Origin of the sequence: Alkalihalobacillus pseudalcaliphilus (genome assembly GCF_028610675.1) — a bacterium.
GTDB classification, from domain to species: Bacteria; Bacillota; Bacilli; order Bacillales; family Bacillaceae_D; genus Alkalihalobacillus; species Alkalihalobacillus pseudalcaliphilus.
Map to the genome: position 1 here is coordinate 14,639 of NZ_JAQQWS010000015.1, position 20,521 is coordinate 35,159.

Here is a 20,521-nt window from a genome sequence, read left to right on the forward strand (position 1 = left end):
TCTAGATATCCATCGATCCTGTTTATAACGGTAAAAATAATAATCCCAATATCCAAATTGCCCCCACTGCAAGGAAAATTGGAAAACAATATCCCATAAAATCACGCACAGTTAAGCGAGTTCCTAACGCTAAAATTGGGAAATAAAGCAATGCCCAGAAAGGCTGAACTAAGTTTGTCCATAGGTCACCAAATGTGATTGCCATAATCGTTCTTGGAATGTCGACGCCTAACTCCACAGCTGCTGGGATAATAAATGGTGCAGTCGCTGTAAATTGGGCACCTGCTGATGGAACGAAAAGGTTAATAAAACTCGTTACAAGGAATGTGATAATTGGGAATGTGACTTCATTTCCAAAGCTAACCAAAAATGCAGTAATGTTATTAGCGATACCTGTCTCAATGAGGACAGCCGCAATACCGCCGTATATCGGAAATTGTAAAGCGATACTACTAGTAATAGGCAAATTCTTCGTAAAGGATTCGATATAGGTTGTTGGATTTTTTTGGGCTAGAAAACCTAAGACAATAGCGATGAAAGCTACAGAATTTAAGTTCATACCATTTAATCCATTCTGCGCAAAGAAATAAATGAGATAAACTAAACCAAGCACACCAATTGAAAGTAAAAACGGTCGAAATACATTTAATTTCTCAGCGAAGGATAAATCCTTTTTCGCTTGCTTAGTCATTACTTCCTCTTCTTCTTCAGCTGTTGCGGCAACCTCACCTTTTTTAACAACTGCTAAGTCTTCATAAGTGACGATATCCTTTTTATTTCTTCCAATGAAATAAAACATAACCGTTGTAACCGTCACGATCGCAAACGCCGTAACTAGGTTTAACGTTGAAAAAGTCGTCTGATCAAGGGTATAAATACCACCTAATAAATCTGTCAAATTACCTTCTGTCGCCACAAAAAGTGGAATCGTCCCAGATATACCGGTTAAGGAAATCGTAAAGGAGCAATAAGCAACAGCTGCTAGAAGTCGGTAATCAACACCTTGTACATTCTGACCTAAAGCTCTGGCATATAAAGACGTGATGACAGGACCAAAATACCAACCTAAAAATGAGGTTAATGCCCCAACAATACTTGTTGATACATAGGCCGTCGTTGGCGACTTTACTCGACTAGCCATTTGCTTAATTCTTTTCTTCACAAAAGGTGTATCTACTAAAACAAGAGCAGCCGCATAAGTAATAATTAACTGAAAAGCAAATGTAAATAACATTGGAAAACCATCAAACCAATAACCTAATACTTCAAATGTCGTAGATTCTGTAAACAAAGCAGAAGCAACGAGTGCAATTAGTGTTAGAACAAGGGCAAATATAAACGCATCAGGAAAAAATCGACTATACCAATCAGCTATTCGTTCTGATAAATTCTTCTTCACTGCCTTACCCTCCCCCATCTTCCATTCGGATAAAACGCTTACAAATACCGGGTGCCCCTAAGCTAAGAGACACCCATTCTCATTATTTATTTAATAAGGATCCACAAACGCCGCAATGCTTAAAGTGCTCAGGAATATCCTTCGTTCCACATTCAGTACATTCAACAGAAGGAGCACCCCATTTATGTTCATAAGAATCTCCACTACTCAATCTTTCACGAAGCATCGCATAATCAGGCTTTCTCTTCTCGACAAAAGCTCGCATCGCTTCATGTGTTTCAAAGTTTGCTGTATGAACAGTTAACCAATCTCTAGCATGACCAACCGTCATATCAAGCGGCATCTTTTTCCAGAAGTTAGATTGCTCCTTTGTATAACGTACACATTCAGGTAGTTTATTTAATAACTTCTGTGCCATCGTATGAACAGCCTCATCTAGTTGGTCATAAGGAACAACCTGATTAACAAGACCCCATTCTAATGCTTTATCCGCTGTGATTTCTTCATTTAACCAAAGTATTTCTCGGGCTCTACGATCACCAACCATAATCGGTAACCATTGTGTTGCTCCTCCAGCTGCAACACTACCATGAGAGTTACCTACTTGCCTGATATAAGCATGGTCAGCCATAATTGCCAAATCACAATTCATATTAAATTCATTTCCTCCACCAACCGTTATCCCGTTTAACCTAGCAATCGTTGGTTTACCTATATCTAAAAGTTTTTTATGAGCTTCAATAAATTGCCCCATCCATTTCCAGTAATTTCTTGGGCGTTCTAAAATTTCATTGTTTTGTTCTTTCATATCGGCACCTGTACAAAAAGCCCTATCTCCTTCTCCTGTTAAAACAACAACACCTACTTCATCATCCCAAGAAGCGATTTCAAATACGTGAGCCATCTCTCTTAACGTTCTAAAGTTTAAGCAGTTATAAACGTCTGGACGATTAATCGTGACCGTCGCTACACCATCTTTCTTTTCGTACTTTACAAATTTCAAGTCCATATCCTCAGGTTGTGGTGGGTTTAAAAAATGATCCATCTCTACATACCTCCATTTTTTTTATTCACTTGTACTTATTGCATTTTTTGTGCCAAAAATAAAAAAACCGTAAAAATTTAAAAAATCTCCACGGTTTATCAGCAAAATTACCATTATTTTTTTCGTGAGTTCTCTTACTCTAGAAAAATAAACAAACGCTAACGTTCACTTTCTGAACAAATTTGTTCATTTTTTAAACAACGCACAAATAATGAACATTTCATTATCGCTATTGGTTAAGTTTTTTCCATAATGTCGTCCGACTAATTCCTAGGTTCTCTGCTAATAATTTCTTATTTCGGCCGTAATGATCGTATAATTTAATAAATATTTGCTTTTCCATCTCTTCTAATCGATTAATTTTAACTTTAATGTAATTCTTTTCAGTTTCAATATCCTGATTCCCACTTTGTATTTCCTTATCCTCTTTAAACTGAACACTTAGTAAATCATCGTATAATTGATAATGCAAGGAAGGTGGCACCGCAATAATTCTCTCAATAAAGTTCTCCAATTCTCGAATATTCCCCGGCCACTGGTATTGCATTAATTGATGACGTTGCTGCTCACTAATCACCTGCGGATGACTTTGATATTTTAATAAAAACCTATTAATAAGAATATCTAAATCCTCTTTCCGTTCTCTTAAAGGCGGGATTTGAATATATAAAATATTCAACCGGTAATAAAGGTCACTTCTGAATTGATTTTGCCGAATCGAATGAATGAGGTCTTTGTTTGTCGCAGCAACGACCCTTACATTGACCGGAATAATCTTAACACCACCAATTCGTCTTACTTCTCTTTCCTGTAAGACCCTCAATAAGCGCGTTTGTAAAGACATCGCCATTTCTCCAATTTCATCAAGAAATATCGTGCCATTATGGGCCATTTCAAATAGTCCAGGCTTTCCTCCCTTTCTAGCTCCAGTAAAAGCTCCCTCTTCATATCCAAAAATTTCGCTTTCTAAAAGGTTTTCTGGAAATGCACCACAGTTCACCGCTATGAATGGTCCCTCCTTTCTTTCACTTGCTTTATGAATACTTTGAGCTACTAACTCTTTTCCTGTTCCACTTTCACCATAAATTAAGACATTACTATCAACACCTGCATACGACTTAGCCAATGAAATTGTTTCACTCATCTTATTACTTTTAAACACAATATCATCAAAGGAATATTTCGCATAAAATCTTCGGTGGTATAATTCACTTCTCACCTTCGTATCAATCTGCAAAATACTCTCTGTTTTTTGGAACATAATAACGACACTTTGTTCGTACAAATGGAAACGATCGATTAAAAATTTTTGATTCCCATGATTAATGACACGTTTCGTTACTTCAGTAAAATCTCCAAGTAGCTTTTTGAATAATGGCATTTGAATATTACCTAGATTCCTACCAATGATTTCGTTAGGACTTATTCCTAGGCTATCTGCAGCTACATCATTACAGACAAAAACGATACCTTGGCGATTCGTCGAAACAATCCCGCTTTGACTATGAGAAATAATAGATTCTAAATGCTTCTGTTTGATTTCCTCTTTTAAATAGTTTTCTAAAGCTTCCTGCGCTCTCAGAATTCCTTCTGTCAGAGAGTCTGACTGAGAAAAAACGATAAAAGACTGCATGCCTTTACTTTTAGCAGTAATATCCATACATTCCGCGGTTCCAATGATCGTTTTATCACCCTCAAACTTAGCCATCTCTAAAATATGCTTCGTGATTTGCCTTTCATTTGTATACTGCCTTAAGCTTATATTTACATTAGCAATATGTGCGATCGTTTTTAAATCAACTCGTTCTTTGTTACTCACATGGTCAATCAAAACAACTTCTTTGTTTAACTGCTTTGCATGATTAAGCGTTTTCAAAATATCGAAGTTATTAACCTCAATTTTGATAATAGGAATGTCGAGGTGTTCTCTAAAAAAATCGGCTGTTGGACCACGAGCGATCATAACTTTTACGCCAAATTCTTGTATTAGTTTGAGGGCCTTTTTCAAACCAATTCGTAATGCCCCAATTTCAACAACGATATCAACCTGTAATTTCTTTGCTACTTTCTCTATATCTTCTTTAAACTGAGAGTAGGGAGCAATTACTCCAATCATCTCATCATCCCCCCTAATATATAATAAACTAATAATTTTATTTATTATGATTATACATGTTTTTCAATTTTCAATAGCCTATAATGTAGATCTTATAGCTTTTTTCATACTAAAGCCCTTTTAAATTCAAAAATAAAAAAGCAGAGCCCTAAAAGAGAGCATCTACTTCTCTAAATCACTAATTTTGTGTTGTTGCTACGTTTGGTTATCGTTTCGTTTTTAATTTACTTTAAATAAAACCGTCAACAAATATTAATTAATCCTTTCGCTCCCTCTCTAACTCATCCCTTACATCCATATCTTCACCAAACTCTGTCTGGACATCCATCGATTTGACTTGGTGATTGCTCTGATCACGAGACATCTGCTGTAACAGATAAGGGTGGTAAAAAAACTCTGCTATTGCAATTAATACTGCTGTAATAAATGAATAAAGAGCGATCGGCATGGTTGTTAATAAATCTGCTAATAGGGCAATTCCTGCCCAAGCTAAGAAAAAATCGGTGATTGTAGCCCAATTATTCCCGATTCGTGGCATAATAAATAAATCACCTAAATAAGCAACAGCCGTTAATATCGTACTAATTGTTAGGATTGTCCCCATATTTAATCCTGCAAACCCAAAAATTACACCTATAATTACCGTACTAATAAACCATTTTATTATAAACGACTTCACATATGACATATCATACACTCCTGTTTTATAAATTGCCGTACTGAGATTAGTTTCTTCTTAATTATATTTTTTATTCGAAACATATTAGCTTTTGACTACTAAGCTTGTACAGATTCCTCTTTGACGATTAGCCCCATCTTATTTTCCAAGTACCATTGGTAGCCTATAATAAACATAATGATCCCATCTACTATATCTCCACCATAGTACATCAGTAGCACCCCTTTTTGAGCCTCTACAACATCTACCCCTACAGGAGGATGAATATAGAGATATTTCGCTAACATTCCATGTAATGCGATACTTATTATCAAAGCAATAAAACGATGATAATATTTTTTGCGATGAAAAACAGGTTCAATATAAACTAAAGATAACGTAAAAAAATAACCAGCTATAAATATATGTAAGTGGATGATGATATTAAGCAAAGCATACTCGTGCATGAGCGTATACAAGGGCGTCGTATACAAAACCCATAAACCACCGATATTAATAACCCCACTAATATAAGGATTTAAAACGATTCGAAAATACAAGCTTTTACATATCCTAATCATGATTCTAGCTACTCTCACAGGTAAACTCCTCACTATTAAAACAAAAGGAGCTGCAAGTACAATCATTAAAGGTGCAAACATTCCTACTACGAGATGTACAAGCATATGAAAGCTGAAATACTCATGAGATTGTTCAACGATAGGGGAAAAAATCAGCATAATTAGACAACTGCAAGCTATAAACATATAAAAGATTCTAGACCACGGCCACCTGCGTTTATAATTCTTCTGTATTAATGCCAAAGTAAAGTAGCCTATAAAAATAAGTGCACAGAATAAACTAATCGACATGGACATAAAAGTAAAATACTCCATTTCTAAATGATCATGTGCCATTTCCTACTATCTCACTTTTCCGTTCACTTCCTCTAAGAAGAGTTAATCCAACTACCAAAATCAGTAATGCTAGCAAATTCCAAACAATATCGTACACCCACACATTATCAACATAACGAATCTGATGAATGCCTAATAATTTATGCTGGATAAAACCATCATATAATTGAAAGAATCCAATCCCTATAAAAGTTCCAGCAAACCATAATCGGGAGATGAAATCATCTCTCCTTCTTAAATCAGCGAATAAAAATAAACCAAAAATAGTAGCAAACCAACTAAATGCATGAAAAATACCGTCTGAAATTAAACCTATACTAGTAGAAGATAAATCATAAAAGTGATGCCACCTTAATAATTGGTGAAATATAACCTCGTCTATAAATGCAACTAATCCTGCCCCAAATAATAACCCTGATATGACATTCCTTCTTCGGATTTTCCTGCTAGCGTGTGCCATTGTTCCTCCTCTATTTATCCAATGAGTTTTCTTTAGTTTGCCAACCTATTTTTGTTCTATGTATATGTCACTTTAACTAAATATCCTTTTACATTGTTTTATTAATTAGAATAGATGGCTGATAAGCAAAAGATAACCTCAATTATATAAACCAATTGCTCTATTTCATTTAGTTTAATTCTGTTCATTTCAAAACATAAGGAGACCATAACGAAAGCTGTAACCTATCAAGGAAAAATGCAGTAGAAGTTAAAAAGATACAGGCACCTAATATAGAAGGCCGACAAGACGTTATAATTAAAGTAACTTCCACAGCAAAATGTGGTTCCGATCTTCATTCATATTCCATTAGATGAAGCAACAATGCTTATCATATCTTTAATAAAAATGAAGATAATTATATGAAAGCCATGAGAAATCAAAATGTAAAAAAGCGTTCCAGTTCCACTACTTCATACAACTTACCTAACACCAAATATAAGCGAAAGACATGTTAAACGAGCTAACATGTCTTTCGCTTTTTAATTCCATTTACCGTTAGTTTCTGTCAATAATTCGATCTACTACGCCATATGCCACGGCTTCCTCCGCGGTCATAAAATAATCACGTTCGCTATCTTTCTCAATCCTTTCTATAGTTTGCCCCGTTCGCTCTGCCATTATCTTATTCATATGCTTTTTCATACGAATAATTCTTCTCGCTGATATTTCGATATCACTTGCCTGCCCTTGAGCTCCCCCGCTTGGCTGATGGATCATAACCTCGGAATTAGGGAGTGCTAAACGCTTGCCCTTTTCACCTGCTATTAATAAAAACGCAGCCATGGATGCAGCCAACCCCGTACAAATGGTACTAACTTTTGGTTTTATATAGTGCATCGTATCAAAAATCGCCAATCCAGCTGAAATAGAACCACCCGGACTGTTAATATAAAGAGAAATGTCTTTTCCTTCATCATCAGATGCTAAAAATAAAAGCTGTGCGACAATGCTATTTGCTACTTGATCATCAATGGCAGAACCTAAAAAGACAATTCGGTCTTTCAACAATCTAGAATAAATATCATATCCTCTTTCACCTGTTTGTGTTTGTTCTATAACATGCGGAATAAATGTTGCCATAATCACCCTCCTTTTATGCAGCCATAAATAAATGGCCATAATCATTGCCTGTTCTACTATTAAATTTGTTCGTTGCCTGACACTGTTGGTTTTGTCGAACCATATGCAAGTAACTTTCCTCTTCCGTTCCAAGCAGAATCAACGCTTTAATATCACTTTTACGAAATGCCTCGGCAAGTGCCTGAACTCGAATGGCTGAAAAATCTGCCTTCCTCTTCCCTTTGCTTGTTTCTAGTCTTTTTCGCATCCTATGCAAGGCCGCTTTAATCGCCCCTTCTGTCGTTTGAAAAAACGCTGCTACTTCATTGGCCCTAAATTGGAAAACCTCCACCAACAAAAATAGAACTTGCTGTCGCTTCGTCAAAACATTGACCAGCTTTTCCATTGCTGCTTCTACCTCTTCCACGCTAGTGAAAGTACCGATTGCTACATCATTTACATAGATGTTTTCATCATAATCAAACTTTCTTTTCCGCCACTGATCAATCCAAAGGCGAGAGGCGACCTTTGTTAATAAACGATAATTAATGTCTTGATAGTCTACATTTAATACTTTCATGATTGAACCTTGCATTAAATCTTCTGCGTCCCATTTGTTTGAAGTCAGTTTCAAACAATAGTGAAAAAAAGCAGGATAAAAAAGTTGCAGCTTCTGCTCTAATTCCAAACCCTTCCGTTTCTGTTGACTTTCTTGACTCTCCATTACCACTTCCATATGAATGCCTCCTTTCAAGTCACTCTTATTGTTATAAACGTTATTTTATTTAAAATAGATACGGGTAGATAAAAAAACTGCCGTTTGATATCAATCAAATTCAAACCACAGTTTTTAACTTTGTTACTTGAGCTTTTTCATGTTCCACTTCTTTTATATATTTATTTTACTATACCCATTTGATTCTCACTATATCGGTGGGATTTCATATAAGCCGCAGCACCTCTTTTAACGTTGTTTGATGCTTGCTGGAAAGGGTATATAACTAATTAGCTATTTTTTTTGTTAACATTTCCCTTTAATATTTTGTCCTGTTGATTTAACCATATATGAAGATTATTTTATTATAAATGAGGAGGAAGCCCATGACCTTTAGCTATGTTTCCCATCTATTCTGCCCCAAATGTTCACTTACTTGTTCTAGCGATCAAGTGCGTAATTTATGTGTATGTGGTTCACCCTTACTTGTTAGTTATCATTATCCTAAAATGAAAGAAGAGCTTTCTCATGACATCTTAAAAGACCGTCAACCGACTCTTTGGCGTTATCACGAATTATTGCCTATTAAGAATCCCGATTATATAACGAGTATGGGAGAGGGTATGACGCCAATTGTAGCCATGAACCGTTATGGTCAGAAGTTGGGAATTCAACATTTATGGATGAAAGATGAGGGCTTACTTCCTACAGGATCTTTTAAAGCGAGGGGTGCAGCTGTGGGGGTTTCTAAAGCAAAAGAATTAGGTTTATCCGAAATTGCCATGCCAACAAACGGAAATGCCGGTGCAGCATGGGCCTTATATGCAGCAAGAGCTGGCTTAAAAAGTCATATTGTCATGCCTTTAGATGCACCACTAATTACAAGAAATGAAGTATCAATTTCGGGGGCTAATTTATATTTAATGGATGGCCTCATAAGTGATGCAGGTAAAGTCGTCGCAGAGTCCGTTCAAGGAAAAGATTGGTTTGACGTCTCTACACTCAAAGAGCCTTACAGAATTGAAGGAAAGAAAACGATGGGCTTTGAGATTGCTGAACAATTTGATTGGCAAGTTCCTGATGTCATTCTTTATCCGACTGGTGGAGGTGTTGGCCTTATTGGCATTTACAAAGCATTTAAAGAACTAATCGAAATTGGCTGGTTGGAGCAAGATAAACTACCTCGACTAGTAGCCGTGCAAGCGAAGGGCTGTGCTCCGATTGTAAAAGCTTTTGAGAACAATCAAGAGGAGTCAGAAATGTGGCCAAATGCCTCAACCGCAGCTTTTGGGATCAATGTCCCTAAAGCATTAGGTGATTTTCTCATCTTAGAGGCAATTTATGAAACAAACGGAACAGCCATCGCCATTGAAGATGGTGAGATTTCAGCTGAGCAAAAAGAAATAGCAGAGCTTGAAGGGGCATTTATCTGTCCAGAAGGAGCTGCCACTTTTGCAGCAGTAAAAAAACTACGAGCCAATAATTGGATTCAAGCGCAAGAAAAAGTCGTTTGCTTAAACACCGGGATGGGCATTAAATACCCGGAATCTGTTAACGTTCTCGCTCCGACACTCGAAGTAGGTGAACATTTATAGAAGTAAAAAAAGAGCTACGGCATTAGCTCTTTTTTTCTTCACGCTTTATTTGGTTCTACTAAAAGGCTTTCCTCTTCTGCTTCTGTTAATTTCTTCTGTCTCTTTTTATAGGACACCTTGGACAATAAAATACCTGCCTCATATAACATCATTAACGGAAAGAGGACCATTAACTGCGAGAAGAAATCCGGTGGTGTGATTAGTGCCGACACTACAGCCATTAATAGATACCCATATTTCCTCACTTCTTTTAGCTTCATCGGTGTGACGATACCTATTGATGTTAAGAACATAAACAGCAGTGGGATTTCAAACAAAAATCCAAGCGGAATCGTCGTCATCATTAAAAACGAGAAATATTCTTTTGCCGTAATCATAATTTCAAAATTCTTGACACCTAAGCTCATAAGAAATGAATAGACGGTTGGAAAAATAACAAAAGCACCAAATGTTAAACCAACGAGAAAACTAATAAATAGACTTGGAATAAAAGTTAATGCTGTCTTACTCTCTTGTTCCGTTAGAGCAGGTTTGGCGAATCTCCAGACTTGATAGCCTATAAAGGGTGCAGAAAGCCCAAGACTAAGACTTCCTGCAATACCAGTATAAAAGCGAATCACATCTAAAGGTCCAAGCATCACCAATTTATGATCATTTGTGATGAGCGGAATCACTTTATTAATATAAAGTAAAATCCCAATGAAACAGAGCAAGAAAAAAATGACAGAGTAGATGACCGCTTTTCGTAAATCCGTTAAATGCTCGACAAGCGATTGCTGTGCCTGCTGTGCTTCTAGTTGTTCACTCTGCATACTATCATCCCTTTAAATGTGAATTCGACTACTTTGTTTCATTTGATTCTGTGTCTTTTTTTATGTCATTGTTTTGATCATCTGACATGATGTTATTGGCTGAGCGTTTGAATTCTGATAGGGTTTGACCAAACGCCGCCCCAATTTCGGGTAATTTTTTTGGTCCAAAAATGATTAACGTAATGACCAAAATAATAATTAACCCTGGTATACCAATATTAGGAATGCCCATTGTGATTACTCCTTTCTTTGTATGAAAGTGTACTAAAGCTGATGTGCTCTTTTCCTCAAAAGGCTATTGATTAAAGTCACGGAAAAGCTAATATCAAATGACATAAAAGCCACCAAGCAAGGAAAATTCAATTAATTAAAGTTCCGCCAGCTAAAAAGCAAAATCACTTATTTAGTGAAGTTCCATTTCTTCGTATTTCTAGTTCAGCTGCATTAAGCTTTTTTTCAACTTGATGCTGTGTATTTTGATTTGTACAGCGTTGTCAGCTCTTTTCATGACTCCATTGCTACGTATTTCCGTTTCCTCAGCATTGTCGGCTCTTTTTCCGGCTTCATTGTCGCGTAATTCAGTTGCACACAACATTGACGGCTCTTTCCATTCACCATTTCACTGATTCTTATAAGCCATCAAAACTAAACTAAACTTCCACCCTCGCTTCGGTATTTTAAAATACCTTCTGCCGCTCGGTAAGCAAGGGCTCCTACTGTTCCAGTTGGATTATATCCACTGTTATGGGCAAATGCAGAAGCTCCAACTACAAAGATATTCTCAGCATCCCACATCTGCAAATAATTATTAACAGCAGAGGTAGCTGGATCAGAACCCATAATAACACCACCTGTATTGTGTGTCGTTTGGTATGGAACAATGTCATAATGCTCTAGATTTGCTCGTTCGCTAATCTCTGAAGCTCCCATCTCTAACATAATTTCATCTAAGCGCTCGCCAATATAGTGATATAAATTTCGATCTTGATCAGTAAAGTTATAAGTCATCCGTAATAACGGAATACCATATGCATCCGTATAGGTCGGATCAAGGTCGAGATAGTTTTCACGTACAGGCATAGAAGCACCCTGGGCTGAAATACTGATTGACCTCGTATAATAATTGATGGAAGCCGCCTTAAACTCTTTCCCCCAACTTGGCGTCCCTGCGGGAACAGGATTGGATGCAATAGGTCTTGCTCCTGTTTGTGTACAGGCAATATTACCACCATGAATAAAATCGAGATTAGAATGGTCAAAGAAATCTCCATTAAAATCATCGATATTTGCCCCTAATGCTCCTGCTCCCATATAAGAATTAAAGCGATCATCATCAAAGAAGCCTGTCACACCTGGCAATAATTGATAGCAATAATTCTTACCGATAACACCTTCACCGGTTTCAGGGTTATACGGACGACCTATATTCGATGTTAATAATAAACGAGTATTTGTCATGACATAGCCCGTTAAAATGACAACATCAGCTGGTTGAATAAACTCTTCCTTTGTTTTGACATCAATAAATCGAACACCTGTCGCTTTGCCTCCCTCATAAATGACTTCCGTGACGTTGGCAAAGTTACGCAACTCAAAATTCCCTGTTTCCTTTGCAAAAGGGATAACCGCTACAGTTGGATCTCCTTTTGCCCCATATTCACAGCCAAATCGCTCACAGAAACCACAATACTGACAGGCGGGTAATGTTGCCCCATATTGATTTTCGTAAGTTTGACTCATATTAGATGAAGGAACATGACTTGGATGATACCCCAAATTCGTTGTCGCTTCTTTAAACTTTCTAATAATCGGCGTATCCTTCATCGGTGGATTCGGATACTCATTCGCTCGTTCGGGTAAAAGAGGGTTAGGCTCTCCACTAATACCAGCGGCACGCTCAAATTCATAAAAATATGGCTCTAACTCTTCATACGTGATTCCCCAATCTTGTAATTGTAGGCCAAGCTGATTAATTTTATCTTCTCCATACTTTTCAATGGTTTGCGACCGGATTTCAAAATCATACGGTAAAAAACGATACGTTTGTCCATTCCAATGCACACCTGAACCGCCCGAACCTTCTCCCAGTAAAAAAGAACCAATTTGTCGCATTGGCAAAGCTTGCTCGTCTAAATGATGTCTAAACGTAATCGTTTCCTTCGATAAATCCTGCATCAGTTCATAACGCATCGCATAGCGTAGTTCATCATGAACGACAAAATAGTCTTTTAAGTCTCTTGCCTTACCACGTTCTAGACCAAGTACTTCAACACCCTCTTTAGCTAACTCGGCAGCAATAATACTTCCTGTCCAACCCATACCAACGATAACAGCTTCCTTTTTCGGTAATTCTGTTGCCATTTATACATACCCCCTTTTAATGATGATTCGTATAACTTCTTAAACTACTAGGCTCATACTCCACAAACTCTTCGGCTTCAATATTATTTAAATAGCTCATCTGATGACCCGGGAAGCCCTTCATAAGCCAACCCTGCATATTTTTATTTCCTCCGTAGGCCGGATCTGCATAAGCTCCTTCTAATGTCGCTGCACGTAGTAAGCGGAAAAAGGTATCGGATGTCACACCATGCATGTCGACTTCTCCATTGGCAAAAACGGTCAATATTTCGTCCTGCTGCTCTCCTTCCAACTCATTAAATAATGCTCCATCATATTGGTCTGCACTATACTTTTGCATAGCTGTTATTCCTTCATCAAATACTTCATGCCTTAATAAGGCGGTTTGATAACCTTGGAACTGCGAGCCTGGATAAAAAGGACCTTGCATATACTCCTTCGTATTATGTCCCCACGCTCCCGCTAATTGATGATCAATGAAGAAAGGGACTCCCAAGCCGATCGCACCTGGACCATTCTCATCTTCTGGAAATATTCTTTCACAGGCGGCTTCTAATACAGCAAACCTTTCTAAATTAGAAAAATAAAGAGGAGCTTGCTGATAGTTAACCGCATCACCAGTTTGCTCTCCATCAGTCTCCGGGTTAACCGTTTGATTGCCACCATTTGTGTTAGCCCCGATTAAACCACCAATGATCCCTCCACCTACTAAACCACCAGCAACTAAGCCAGAATTCTTAATGAATCGTCTCCTTGACATGGTCGATTTTTGTTCTTGCTCTGCCAAAGACCATCACCCCTTACAAAAATTTAACTTTCTTGGTTACAATCTCCCCTCTAAATACCAATTTTATGTAGTTTTTATATTGGAAAAATAATCCAAACTTATAATGAACACCACAACAAAAAGACTCCCCTAGAGCATCTCCTAAGGAAGCCTTGTCATTATTTTACTGATATTTGCATCGATAGTTCTCTCTTACTGACTATTTCTTGATACCTTCTAGCACTGTCCTTCCAGTACCGCTTTTGAGTATTAAAATCGACATACATAATGCCGAACCGCTTCTCATAACCAAAAGCCCATTCAAAGTTATCAAATAGTGACCATAAATAATATCCAGCCACCCTCTGTCCATCTTCATTTAATTCATGGATGGCTTGTAAGTGCTCCTCCAAATATTTCGTTCTCTCCGCGTCATGAACTCGCCCATCATCAAGGAGTACATCATCATACGCTGCTCCGTTTTCTGTAATATAAATAGGAAGCTCAGTATACTCTTTACGCAAACGGTAAATTAGCTCTTTAAATTCTTTTGGAGATACATCCCAACCCATCCCTGTTTTCGGATAATTGGAATAAGCCTCTGTACTTAATGTAGGAGACAGACTATCAAACTCCACTAATTCTCTCGCATAATAGTTAATTCCAAAAAAATCACACGGAATGGAAATCACCTCTAAATCATCTTTCTCTATAAAACTAAAACTATGAACTTGCTTAGAGAATAAATTCACCATATCAGCCGGATAAGTCCCCTTAAAAATAGCATCTAAAAACCAACGATTCGTATAACCATCTTTATTATTGGCCGCGAGCTGATCCTCAAATGATTCCGATGCGGAATAAACAGGTGCTAAATTTAATGTTATACCAATTGGCTTTTGACCATGGAATTGGTTTTTATAATACTCAACAACTTTCCCATGGGAGAGCAGAATATAATGGGCAGCCTTTAAACCCTCTTCTATATTTCGATGACCCGGAGCATGCACACCAAGATGGTAACTTAAGAAGCTCGCACACCATGGCTCATTATGAGTAATCCAGCTATCAACATATGAATCAAGCTCTTCAAAGCACTTTTGTGCATATTCTAAAAACCAAACCACTGATTCTCTGTTGAGCCAGCCACCTTTCTCATAAGCCCACATCGGTAAATCCCAGTGATATAAAGTAGCAACAGGCTTAATGCCTGCATCGACTAGCCCTATGACTAAATTCCGATAAAATGCCATACCTGCTTCATTAAAAACACCTTGCTCAGGGAAAATACGTGGCCAAGCAATTGAAAAACGATAGGAATTAACACCAAGCTCCTTAATTAATTCAATATCTTCTTCGTATCGAATATAATGCTCACACGCAACATCCCCTGTATCTCCGTTCCTTACCTTACCAGGTTTTTTGCAGAATTCATCCCAAATAGAAGGCGTCCTTCCGTCCCGATATGTCGCACCCTCTATCTGAAAAGAAGAAGTCGCTGTCCCAAAGATAAACTCATCATCAAATTTAAGCAATTCATAACACCTCGTCTATTATTCTTTCACTGCACCTGCTGAAATACTACTTATGATATATTTTGATAAAAATAGAAATGCTATCATAATAGGAATGACCGAAATCGCAATCCCTAAATACATAGCTCCTAAATTTTGTGCAACTTGCGAACCTCTTAAAGCACCCATCATCACTGGCAATGTATATTTTTCAGGACTAAATAAAACCACAAGTGGTAAGATGTAATTATTCCAAGAACCTATAAAGGTAAAAATCGCCATCGTCGCAATTGCTGGCATCATAATAGGCATCGCGATTCGGTGGAAAATATGCAGCTCACTTGCCCCATCTATTCTTGCCGCTTCAACTAAAGACATATGCAACGTTGTAACAAGAAATTGACGCATAAAAAAGACAACAAAAGGTGCAGCAATCGATGGTAATATTAAAGGGATATACGTATCTAAAAAGCCTAGTGTTTTTATTAAGTCAAAAAAACCGATTAAGCCAAGCTGACCTGGGACCATCATTAAAACTAAAATGGTCACAAACAGGATATTTTTCCCTTTAAAGTTATACATGGCAAACCCATAGGCCGTCAGTGCTGAAAAATAGGAACTAAGAATCGTCACACTTACAGCGACAAATAAGCTATTAAAAAAACCACGCCAAACATTCATATAGCTAATCAGAACTTCATAGTTGTCCTTTAATGATCCACTAGGTATAAGTGTAAAGCCTTGTCGTAATATTTCACCATTCGATCTCGTTGCATTGATAATCATCATATAAAAAGGAATTAAACTAATTACCGCCAAAAGAATTAGAGCGGTGTAAATGATAACTTTTACCATTCCACGCTTTGTCATCGCCCTGCCCCCTTATTCGTCGTATTCCTATACATCGATTTGAAAGTAATGTATGAGAACAAGACCGTAATCAGGAAAAGACCATAGGCAACTGCAGCAGCATAGCCAAAGTTGTTATAACGGAAGGCTTGATTGTATAAGTAAAGAACCATGGTATTTAAGGACCCTTCTGGTGAACCTAAGCCATCAGTAATTAACATCGGTAGGTCAAAAATTTGTAGTCCACCAATTAACGAAGTAATGAGCACATAAAGTAAAATTGGTTTTAATAACGGTAATGTTATTTTTGTAAATGTTTGGAGACGGTTGGCCCCATCAATTAATGCCGATTCAAAATAATCTTTTGATATTCCTGAAATACCTGCCATCAAGATGATAAAGGTATGACCAAACCACATCCATGCCCCGATTAGGGCAACAGACCACCTAGCAGTTGTTGGGTTGTTCAACCAATTAATCGGCTCCGATATTAAGCCTAGCTGGAGCAATAAATGATTGATGGTTCCATGGTGCCACCCTAACAAAATCCCAAATAATAAAGCGACAGACGCTATGGTAATCAAATTAGGTAAGTAAAATACCGCTCTAAAGAAGCCAAGCCCTTTGAGCTTTAAACGAATATCAGAAAATAACAACGCTAGCAATAAAGCAATCACAATTTGAAAGAAGAAATTAATACCCCAAATATAAATCGTATTATAAAAAGCTTGAACAAAATACGAATCAGTCAAAAGCCTAGCATAGTTGGATAAGCCGATAATATCTGGAGCACCCATACCAGAATAATTGGTAAAGCTATAGTAGAATGTAAGGATAATTGGATAAATACTAAAAATGATAAAAATGATAAAAAAGGGCAAGATAAACAAGTAGCCATAGTTGTCGACCTTTTTCATACCAAACACCTTTCTTTGTTGAATTTTCTTTCCTTCTACATATTCGTGGGAGTAATCTAACATATCGATAATTACCCCCACTTCACCAACGCTTACTCAGGTGCTTGTATATGCGGGTAGGCGTTTTTCACAAGATTATAAAACTCTTGAATTGCTTCTTCTTTTGTCTTCGTACCCTCGACATATTCACTAACCGCATTACCAAACAACGTATCAATCTGCTGGTCATACCGTGTTATGATATTTGGATTAATAGACTGTGCTTCTTCTAAAAAGAACGTATAGTTATTTTGTTCTGCTAAAAATGGTTCTTTAAACTCATCCTTTATTTTCTCTGTAACTGGTAAATAAGAAAGCACATCACCTGTCTGCTGCGCCCATTCCGTTAAAAACTCATCGTCATGTGTCATCATTTGAATGAAGTCCCATGCCTCATCTTTCTTTTCCGAATTTTGATAGATTCCTAACCACGTTCCACCCCAGAAATAAGGATTTGGACCACTTGTTAAGCCCCAGTCACCAATCGTTTCTTCCGTATTTTCTTTTAAAACACTGTGAAGACCCCAAGTAGGTAGGGCAAAGGCAAATACCTCTACTTCATCTGTTGTATTTTCATCGACCTCATCCCATCCAGCGTTATAATTAATCGGTCCATCCATTGATGCAAACCAAGCCGGTGACCACTCTGGAGCGAATGCTGTATAATCCTTTTCTCTCAGCTCTTTAGCATAATCAAAATGATTGAGTCTACCCTCAGTCATAATAAGTTCATCATTTTCATTTACCCATGCCTCAGGATTTTGACCTTGTGCAAACCAACGAATAGCCCCTTCGTCAGGGAATAAGCGATAACCTGACGCCTTTAACTTTTCACCAACCTCATACACACCATCCATTGTCGCAAACATCTCGCCTATTACTTGTGGATCATCCGTCCCTAAAACCTCACTAGCGATACTCCTTCTGTAGAAAATCCCACCTGGGGTTGTTTGCCAGGATACGGCCTTTATATCACCTTCTGAACTACGACCAAGTTCAAAAACATACTCAACATAATCATCTTTCCACTGCTCAACGTTATAGGGCTCCTGTGAAAGATTCTCCCAATAATCTTGTTCCACCCATTCCTTGATAAAAGCCAATTCCCCCGTGAAAATATCAGGGGCACCCTTACCGCTTTCTAATACAGGTCTGAGTTTCGTCGGGTAGTCCTCAATCGGTACGATCGTTAATTCAACCTTAACACCATATTTCTCTTCATAAGCAGCAATCGCTCCTTCCTTCTCCAACTCATCTGTAAAGGACCAAATAACGAGCTTATCGCTATTACCAGAGCTAAACACATTACAAGCAGCTAATGTCATAAGGATACAAAAAGAAAAACTAATCAATAAGAGCTTTTTCATGGAATGTTCCCCCTAAAATTTTTGAAATTCGATTAACCGAAACCGCTTTCGACAAAAACTGATTTGTTTCTAATAAATAAAAGAATATAAAGATAGATACCAAATAAAGCGTTTACATTTCATAAGTAAGCATCTATTTATCTACTTATTTTATATCTATATCACCCCTCTCAATGTATTTAACTTATATCCGAAACCGCTTTCGAAAAATAAAAGCACAACTTATTACTCCAAACTATCCGAGTAATCAAGTCGCTTCAACATTATTCCCGAACGGTCGCCGTTGAGCTTCTTACTATTAGTTCAACTGGAATGGTTAATGCTGAGTACACTTTGCTTTTCTCATTGATTTGTTTTAGAAGAGCCTCTGCTGCACTTTCCCCCAAAAGCTCCATGTCTTGCTTAACGGTTGTTAATGCAGGTGTGACATACTTGGCAAATTCAATATCATCAAACCCGATGATAGAAATATCTTCTGGCACGCGCAACCCTTGATTTTGGATCGCATTAATGGCCCCTATAGCCATTATATCGCCTGATACAACTACGGCCGTTGGTGGTTGTTGTAAGCTCAATAGCTTTTGCATCGCTCTATAGCCACCCTCATGTGAAAAGTAGTGTCCATTTACGATATAGTCTTCTGGGATTCCTTGATTGTTTGATGCCATAGCTGCCATGAAGCCTTTATATCGCTCTTGGCCAGCAAACGTATTAAAATGACCGTGTATATGAGCAATTCTCCTATGCCCCAATTGAAGTAAATGCTCAACCGCTAACTCACTACCATGCTGATTATTACTGTATACAACACTTGTCTTATGACTATGTAAATCAAATACTACCGATGGTAAAGGAGAGTCTATCAACTTGTTGACTTCTTCATCGTCAAAATGAGTGCTGAAAATGGCGACTCCATCAACACCGCGATATTTGGCATGGTCGACATAACTCTTATTTTCTCCTCCTATACGTTTGCTTAAAAAAATAATATCGTAACCATACTTTTCAACGGCTTGTTTAAAAGCTTCAATCACCGCATTAAAAAATGGATGCTTGACCCCAATGCCTAAATCCTCTGAGAAGATAATACCAATTGTCCACGATTTTTTAGTCGTGAGCGACCGTGCGATTGAATTAGGATAATAGCCCATCTCTTCTACAGCGTCTAAAATTTTCTTTTTTGTTTTTTCACTTACGTCAGAATAATTATTAAGTGCTCGAGAAACTGTTGTAATTGAAAAACCTGTTTTTTTGGCAATATCATAAATTGTTGTCATAATTAACCCTCTTCCGAAAGCGCTTTCGTAATTTAATCTTAATTTTCTAATTAATTTTTGTCAATGATTACTTTTGTATGAAAGTTAGTGCTGATACTCGGGGTGCGGAGCTTTGCTCATCGCTCCCGAAAATCATGCTCCGAGACAATCACGTGGCACTGAGCTAATCGGCTACGCCGCTGGATCTCAGCTCTGCCACTACGTCCCACGGGAGTCTCCGCATATTTTCGTCGGCTGGTTTACTACTAATTCTCAAGTTCAAAATAATTCTTATAATATTCTAAAATGATTAAGTACAAAAAAACAAAGTGAATGAAGCGCTACCAAAGCAGAAAACAAAGGCAAGCACCACTTTCTTGCTTGTGGTTTTGCTCTTTAACTGTTAGTACTTGATTCAATATGATTTTGAGGATTCTCACATTCGGCTGTAGCCCCGCTCTTTCTGGGTATCGCTCGTAAGAGCCCCCCAAGAAGATTCAGCGCACCATACAAACAGCCACCACCAACAAAAAAGAGAGAGTAGTCACTCATCAGAATTAGCAATTAAAATCCAATTGTTTTTGGATCGTTAGCCAAGCTTGCTTGGCTACTTCACGCGACTGCGTGAAGTTTT

18 protein-coding genes and 1 pseudogene are annotated in these 20,521 nt (G+C 37.7%); 2 read left to right on the forward strand and 17 right to left on the reverse strand.

Annotated features, from left to right (window positions below; genetic code table 11):
- Positions 1–22 precede the first annotated feature (22 nt).
- The 6 genes from PQ479_RS19315 to PQ479_RS19340 form a co-directional block, all read right to left on the reverse strand.
- The gene (locus PQ479_RS19315; RefSeq protein WP_047988174.1) at positions 23–1,399 is read right to left on the reverse strand and encodes a TIGR00366 family protein; all 1,377 of its coding nucleotides are present in this window, start codon (positions 1,397–1,399) and stop codon (positions 23–25) included.
- Positions 1,400–1,481: 82 nt separating this feature from the next.
- Positions 1,482–2,444 (reverse strand): enoyl-CoA hydratase/isomerase family protein, encoded by a 963-nt coding sequence (locus PQ479_RS19320; RefSeq protein WP_053070346.1) that lies wholly within the window; start codon positions 2,442–2,444, stop codon positions 1,482–1,484.
- A 229-nt stretch (positions 2,445–2,673) separates the two neighbouring features.
- The gene (locus PQ479_RS19325; protein WP_047988173.1) at positions 2,674–4,560 is read right to left on the reverse strand and encodes a sigma 54-interacting transcriptional regulator; all 1,887 of its coding nucleotides are present in this window, start codon (positions 4,558–4,560) and stop codon (positions 2,674–2,676) included.
- A 256-nt stretch (positions 4,561–4,816) separates the two neighbouring features.
- The gene (locus PQ479_RS19330) at positions 4,817–5,248 is read right to left on the reverse strand and encodes a DUF2512 family protein (RefSeq protein ID WP_053070345.1); all 432 of its coding nucleotides are present in this window, start codon (positions 5,246–5,248) and stop codon (positions 4,817–4,819) included.
- Positions 5,249–5,337: 89 nt separating this feature from the next.
- A complete protein-coding gene (locus PQ479_RS19335) occupies positions 5,338–6,135 on the reverse strand; it encodes a cytochrome c oxidase assembly protein (protein WP_047988172.1) in 798 nt (265 codons plus the stop codon).
- Positions 6,125–6,595: a DUF2243 domain-containing protein gene (locus PQ479_RS19340; RefSeq protein ID WP_047988171.1), complete on the reverse strand. Its 471-nt coding sequence runs from the start codon at positions 6,593–6,595 to the stop codon at positions 6,125–6,127. The genes PQ479_RS19335 and PQ479_RS19340 overlap by 11 nt, the downstream gene beginning before the upstream one ends.
- A 207-nt stretch (positions 6,596–6,802) precedes the next feature.
- Between PQ479_RS19340 and PQ479_RS19345 the strand changes: the two are divergent.
- A pseudogene (locus PQ479_RS19345) lies at positions 6,803–6,939 on the forward strand (glutathione-dependent formaldehyde dehydrogenase); the annotation flags it as partial.
- Between the two features lie 193 nt (positions 6,940–7,132).
- Here PQ479_RS19345 and clpP read toward each other — a convergent pair.
- Both clpP and PQ479_RS19355 read right to left on the reverse strand, forming a co-directional pair.
- Positions 7,133–7,717: an ATP-dependent Clp endopeptidase proteolytic subunit ClpP gene (gene clpP, locus PQ479_RS19350; RefSeq protein WP_047988170.1), complete on the reverse strand. Its 585-nt coding sequence runs from the start codon at positions 7,715–7,717 to the stop codon at positions 7,133–7,135.
- A 13-nt stretch (positions 7,718–7,730) separates the two neighbouring features.
- Entirely contained in the window at positions 7,731–8,432 is a 702-nt protein-coding gene (locus PQ479_RS19355; protein WP_047988169.1) for a sigma factor-like helix-turn-helix DNA-binding protein, read from the reverse strand.
- 365 nt (positions 8,433–8,797) lie between these two features.
- Between PQ479_RS19355 and PQ479_RS19360 the strand changes: the two genes are divergently transcribed.
- Positions 8,798–10,006: a threonine synthase gene (locus tag PQ479_RS19360; protein WP_047988168.1), complete on the forward strand. Its 1,209-nt coding sequence runs from the start codon at positions 8,798–8,800 to the stop codon at positions 10,004–10,006.
- Between the two features lie 38 nt (positions 10,007–10,044).
- Here the strand turns inward: PQ479_RS19360 and tatC are convergent, their stop codons facing one another.
- From tatC to PQ479_RS19405, 9 genes are all read right to left on the reverse strand, one after another.
- The gene (tatC, locus tag PQ479_RS19365) at positions 10,045–10,818 is read right to left on the reverse strand and encodes a twin-arginine translocase subunit TatC (RefSeq protein WP_047988167.1); all 774 of its coding nucleotides are present in this window, start codon (positions 10,816–10,818) and stop codon (positions 10,045–10,047) included.
- 28 nt (positions 10,819–10,846) lie between these two features.
- Positions 10,847–11,050 carry a twin-arginine translocase TatA/TatE family subunit gene (gene tatA / locus PQ479_RS19370; RefSeq protein WP_047988166.1) on the reverse strand — a complete coding sequence of 68 codons (204 nt, stop codon included), beginning with the start codon at positions 11,048–11,050 and terminating at the stop codon, positions 10,847–10,849.
- Between the two features lie 413 nt (positions 11,051–11,463).
- On the reverse strand, positions 11,464–13,179 hold the full coding sequence (locus PQ479_RS19375) for a GMC family oxidoreductase (protein ID WP_047988165.1): 1,716 nt from the start codon (positions 13,177–13,179) through the stop codon (positions 11,464–11,466).
- A gap of 16 nt (positions 13,180–13,195) precedes the next feature.
- Positions 13,196–13,966, reverse strand: a complete 771-nt coding sequence (locus tag PQ479_RS19380) for a gluconate 2-dehydrogenase subunit 3 family protein (protein ID WP_273717173.1) — start codon at positions 13,964–13,966, stop codon at positions 13,196–13,198.
- 158 nt (positions 13,967–14,124) lie between these two features.
- A complete protein-coding gene (locus PQ479_RS19385) occupies positions 14,125–15,480 on the reverse strand; it encodes a GH1 family beta-glucosidase (RefSeq protein ID WP_047988164.1) in 1,356 nt (451 codons plus the stop codon).
- Between the two features lie 18 nt (positions 15,481–15,498).
- Positions 15,499–16,329, reverse strand: a complete 831-nt coding sequence (locus PQ479_RS19390) for a carbohydrate ABC transporter permease (RefSeq protein WP_047988163.1) — start codon at positions 16,327–16,329, stop codon at positions 15,499–15,501.
- Positions 16,326–17,225 carry a carbohydrate ABC transporter permease gene (locus PQ479_RS19395; protein ID WP_047988260.1) on the reverse strand — a complete coding sequence of 300 codons (900 nt, stop codon included), beginning with the start codon at positions 17,223–17,225 and terminating at the stop codon, positions 16,326–16,328. The genes PQ479_RS19390 and PQ479_RS19395 overlap by 4 nt, the downstream gene beginning before the upstream one ends.
- A 92-nt stretch (positions 17,226–17,317) precedes the next feature.
- Entirely contained in the window at positions 17,318–18,631 is a 1,314-nt protein-coding gene (locus tag PQ479_RS19400) for an ABC transporter substrate-binding protein (protein ID WP_047988162.1), read from the reverse strand.
- Between the two features lie 263 nt (positions 18,632–18,894).
- Positions 18,895–19,908 carry a LacI family DNA-binding transcriptional regulator gene (locus PQ479_RS19405; protein ID WP_047988161.1) on the reverse strand — a complete coding sequence of 338 codons (1,014 nt, stop codon included), beginning with the start codon at positions 19,906–19,908 and terminating at the stop codon, positions 18,895–18,897.
- Between the last annotated feature and the right edge of the window lie 613 nt (positions 19,909–20,521).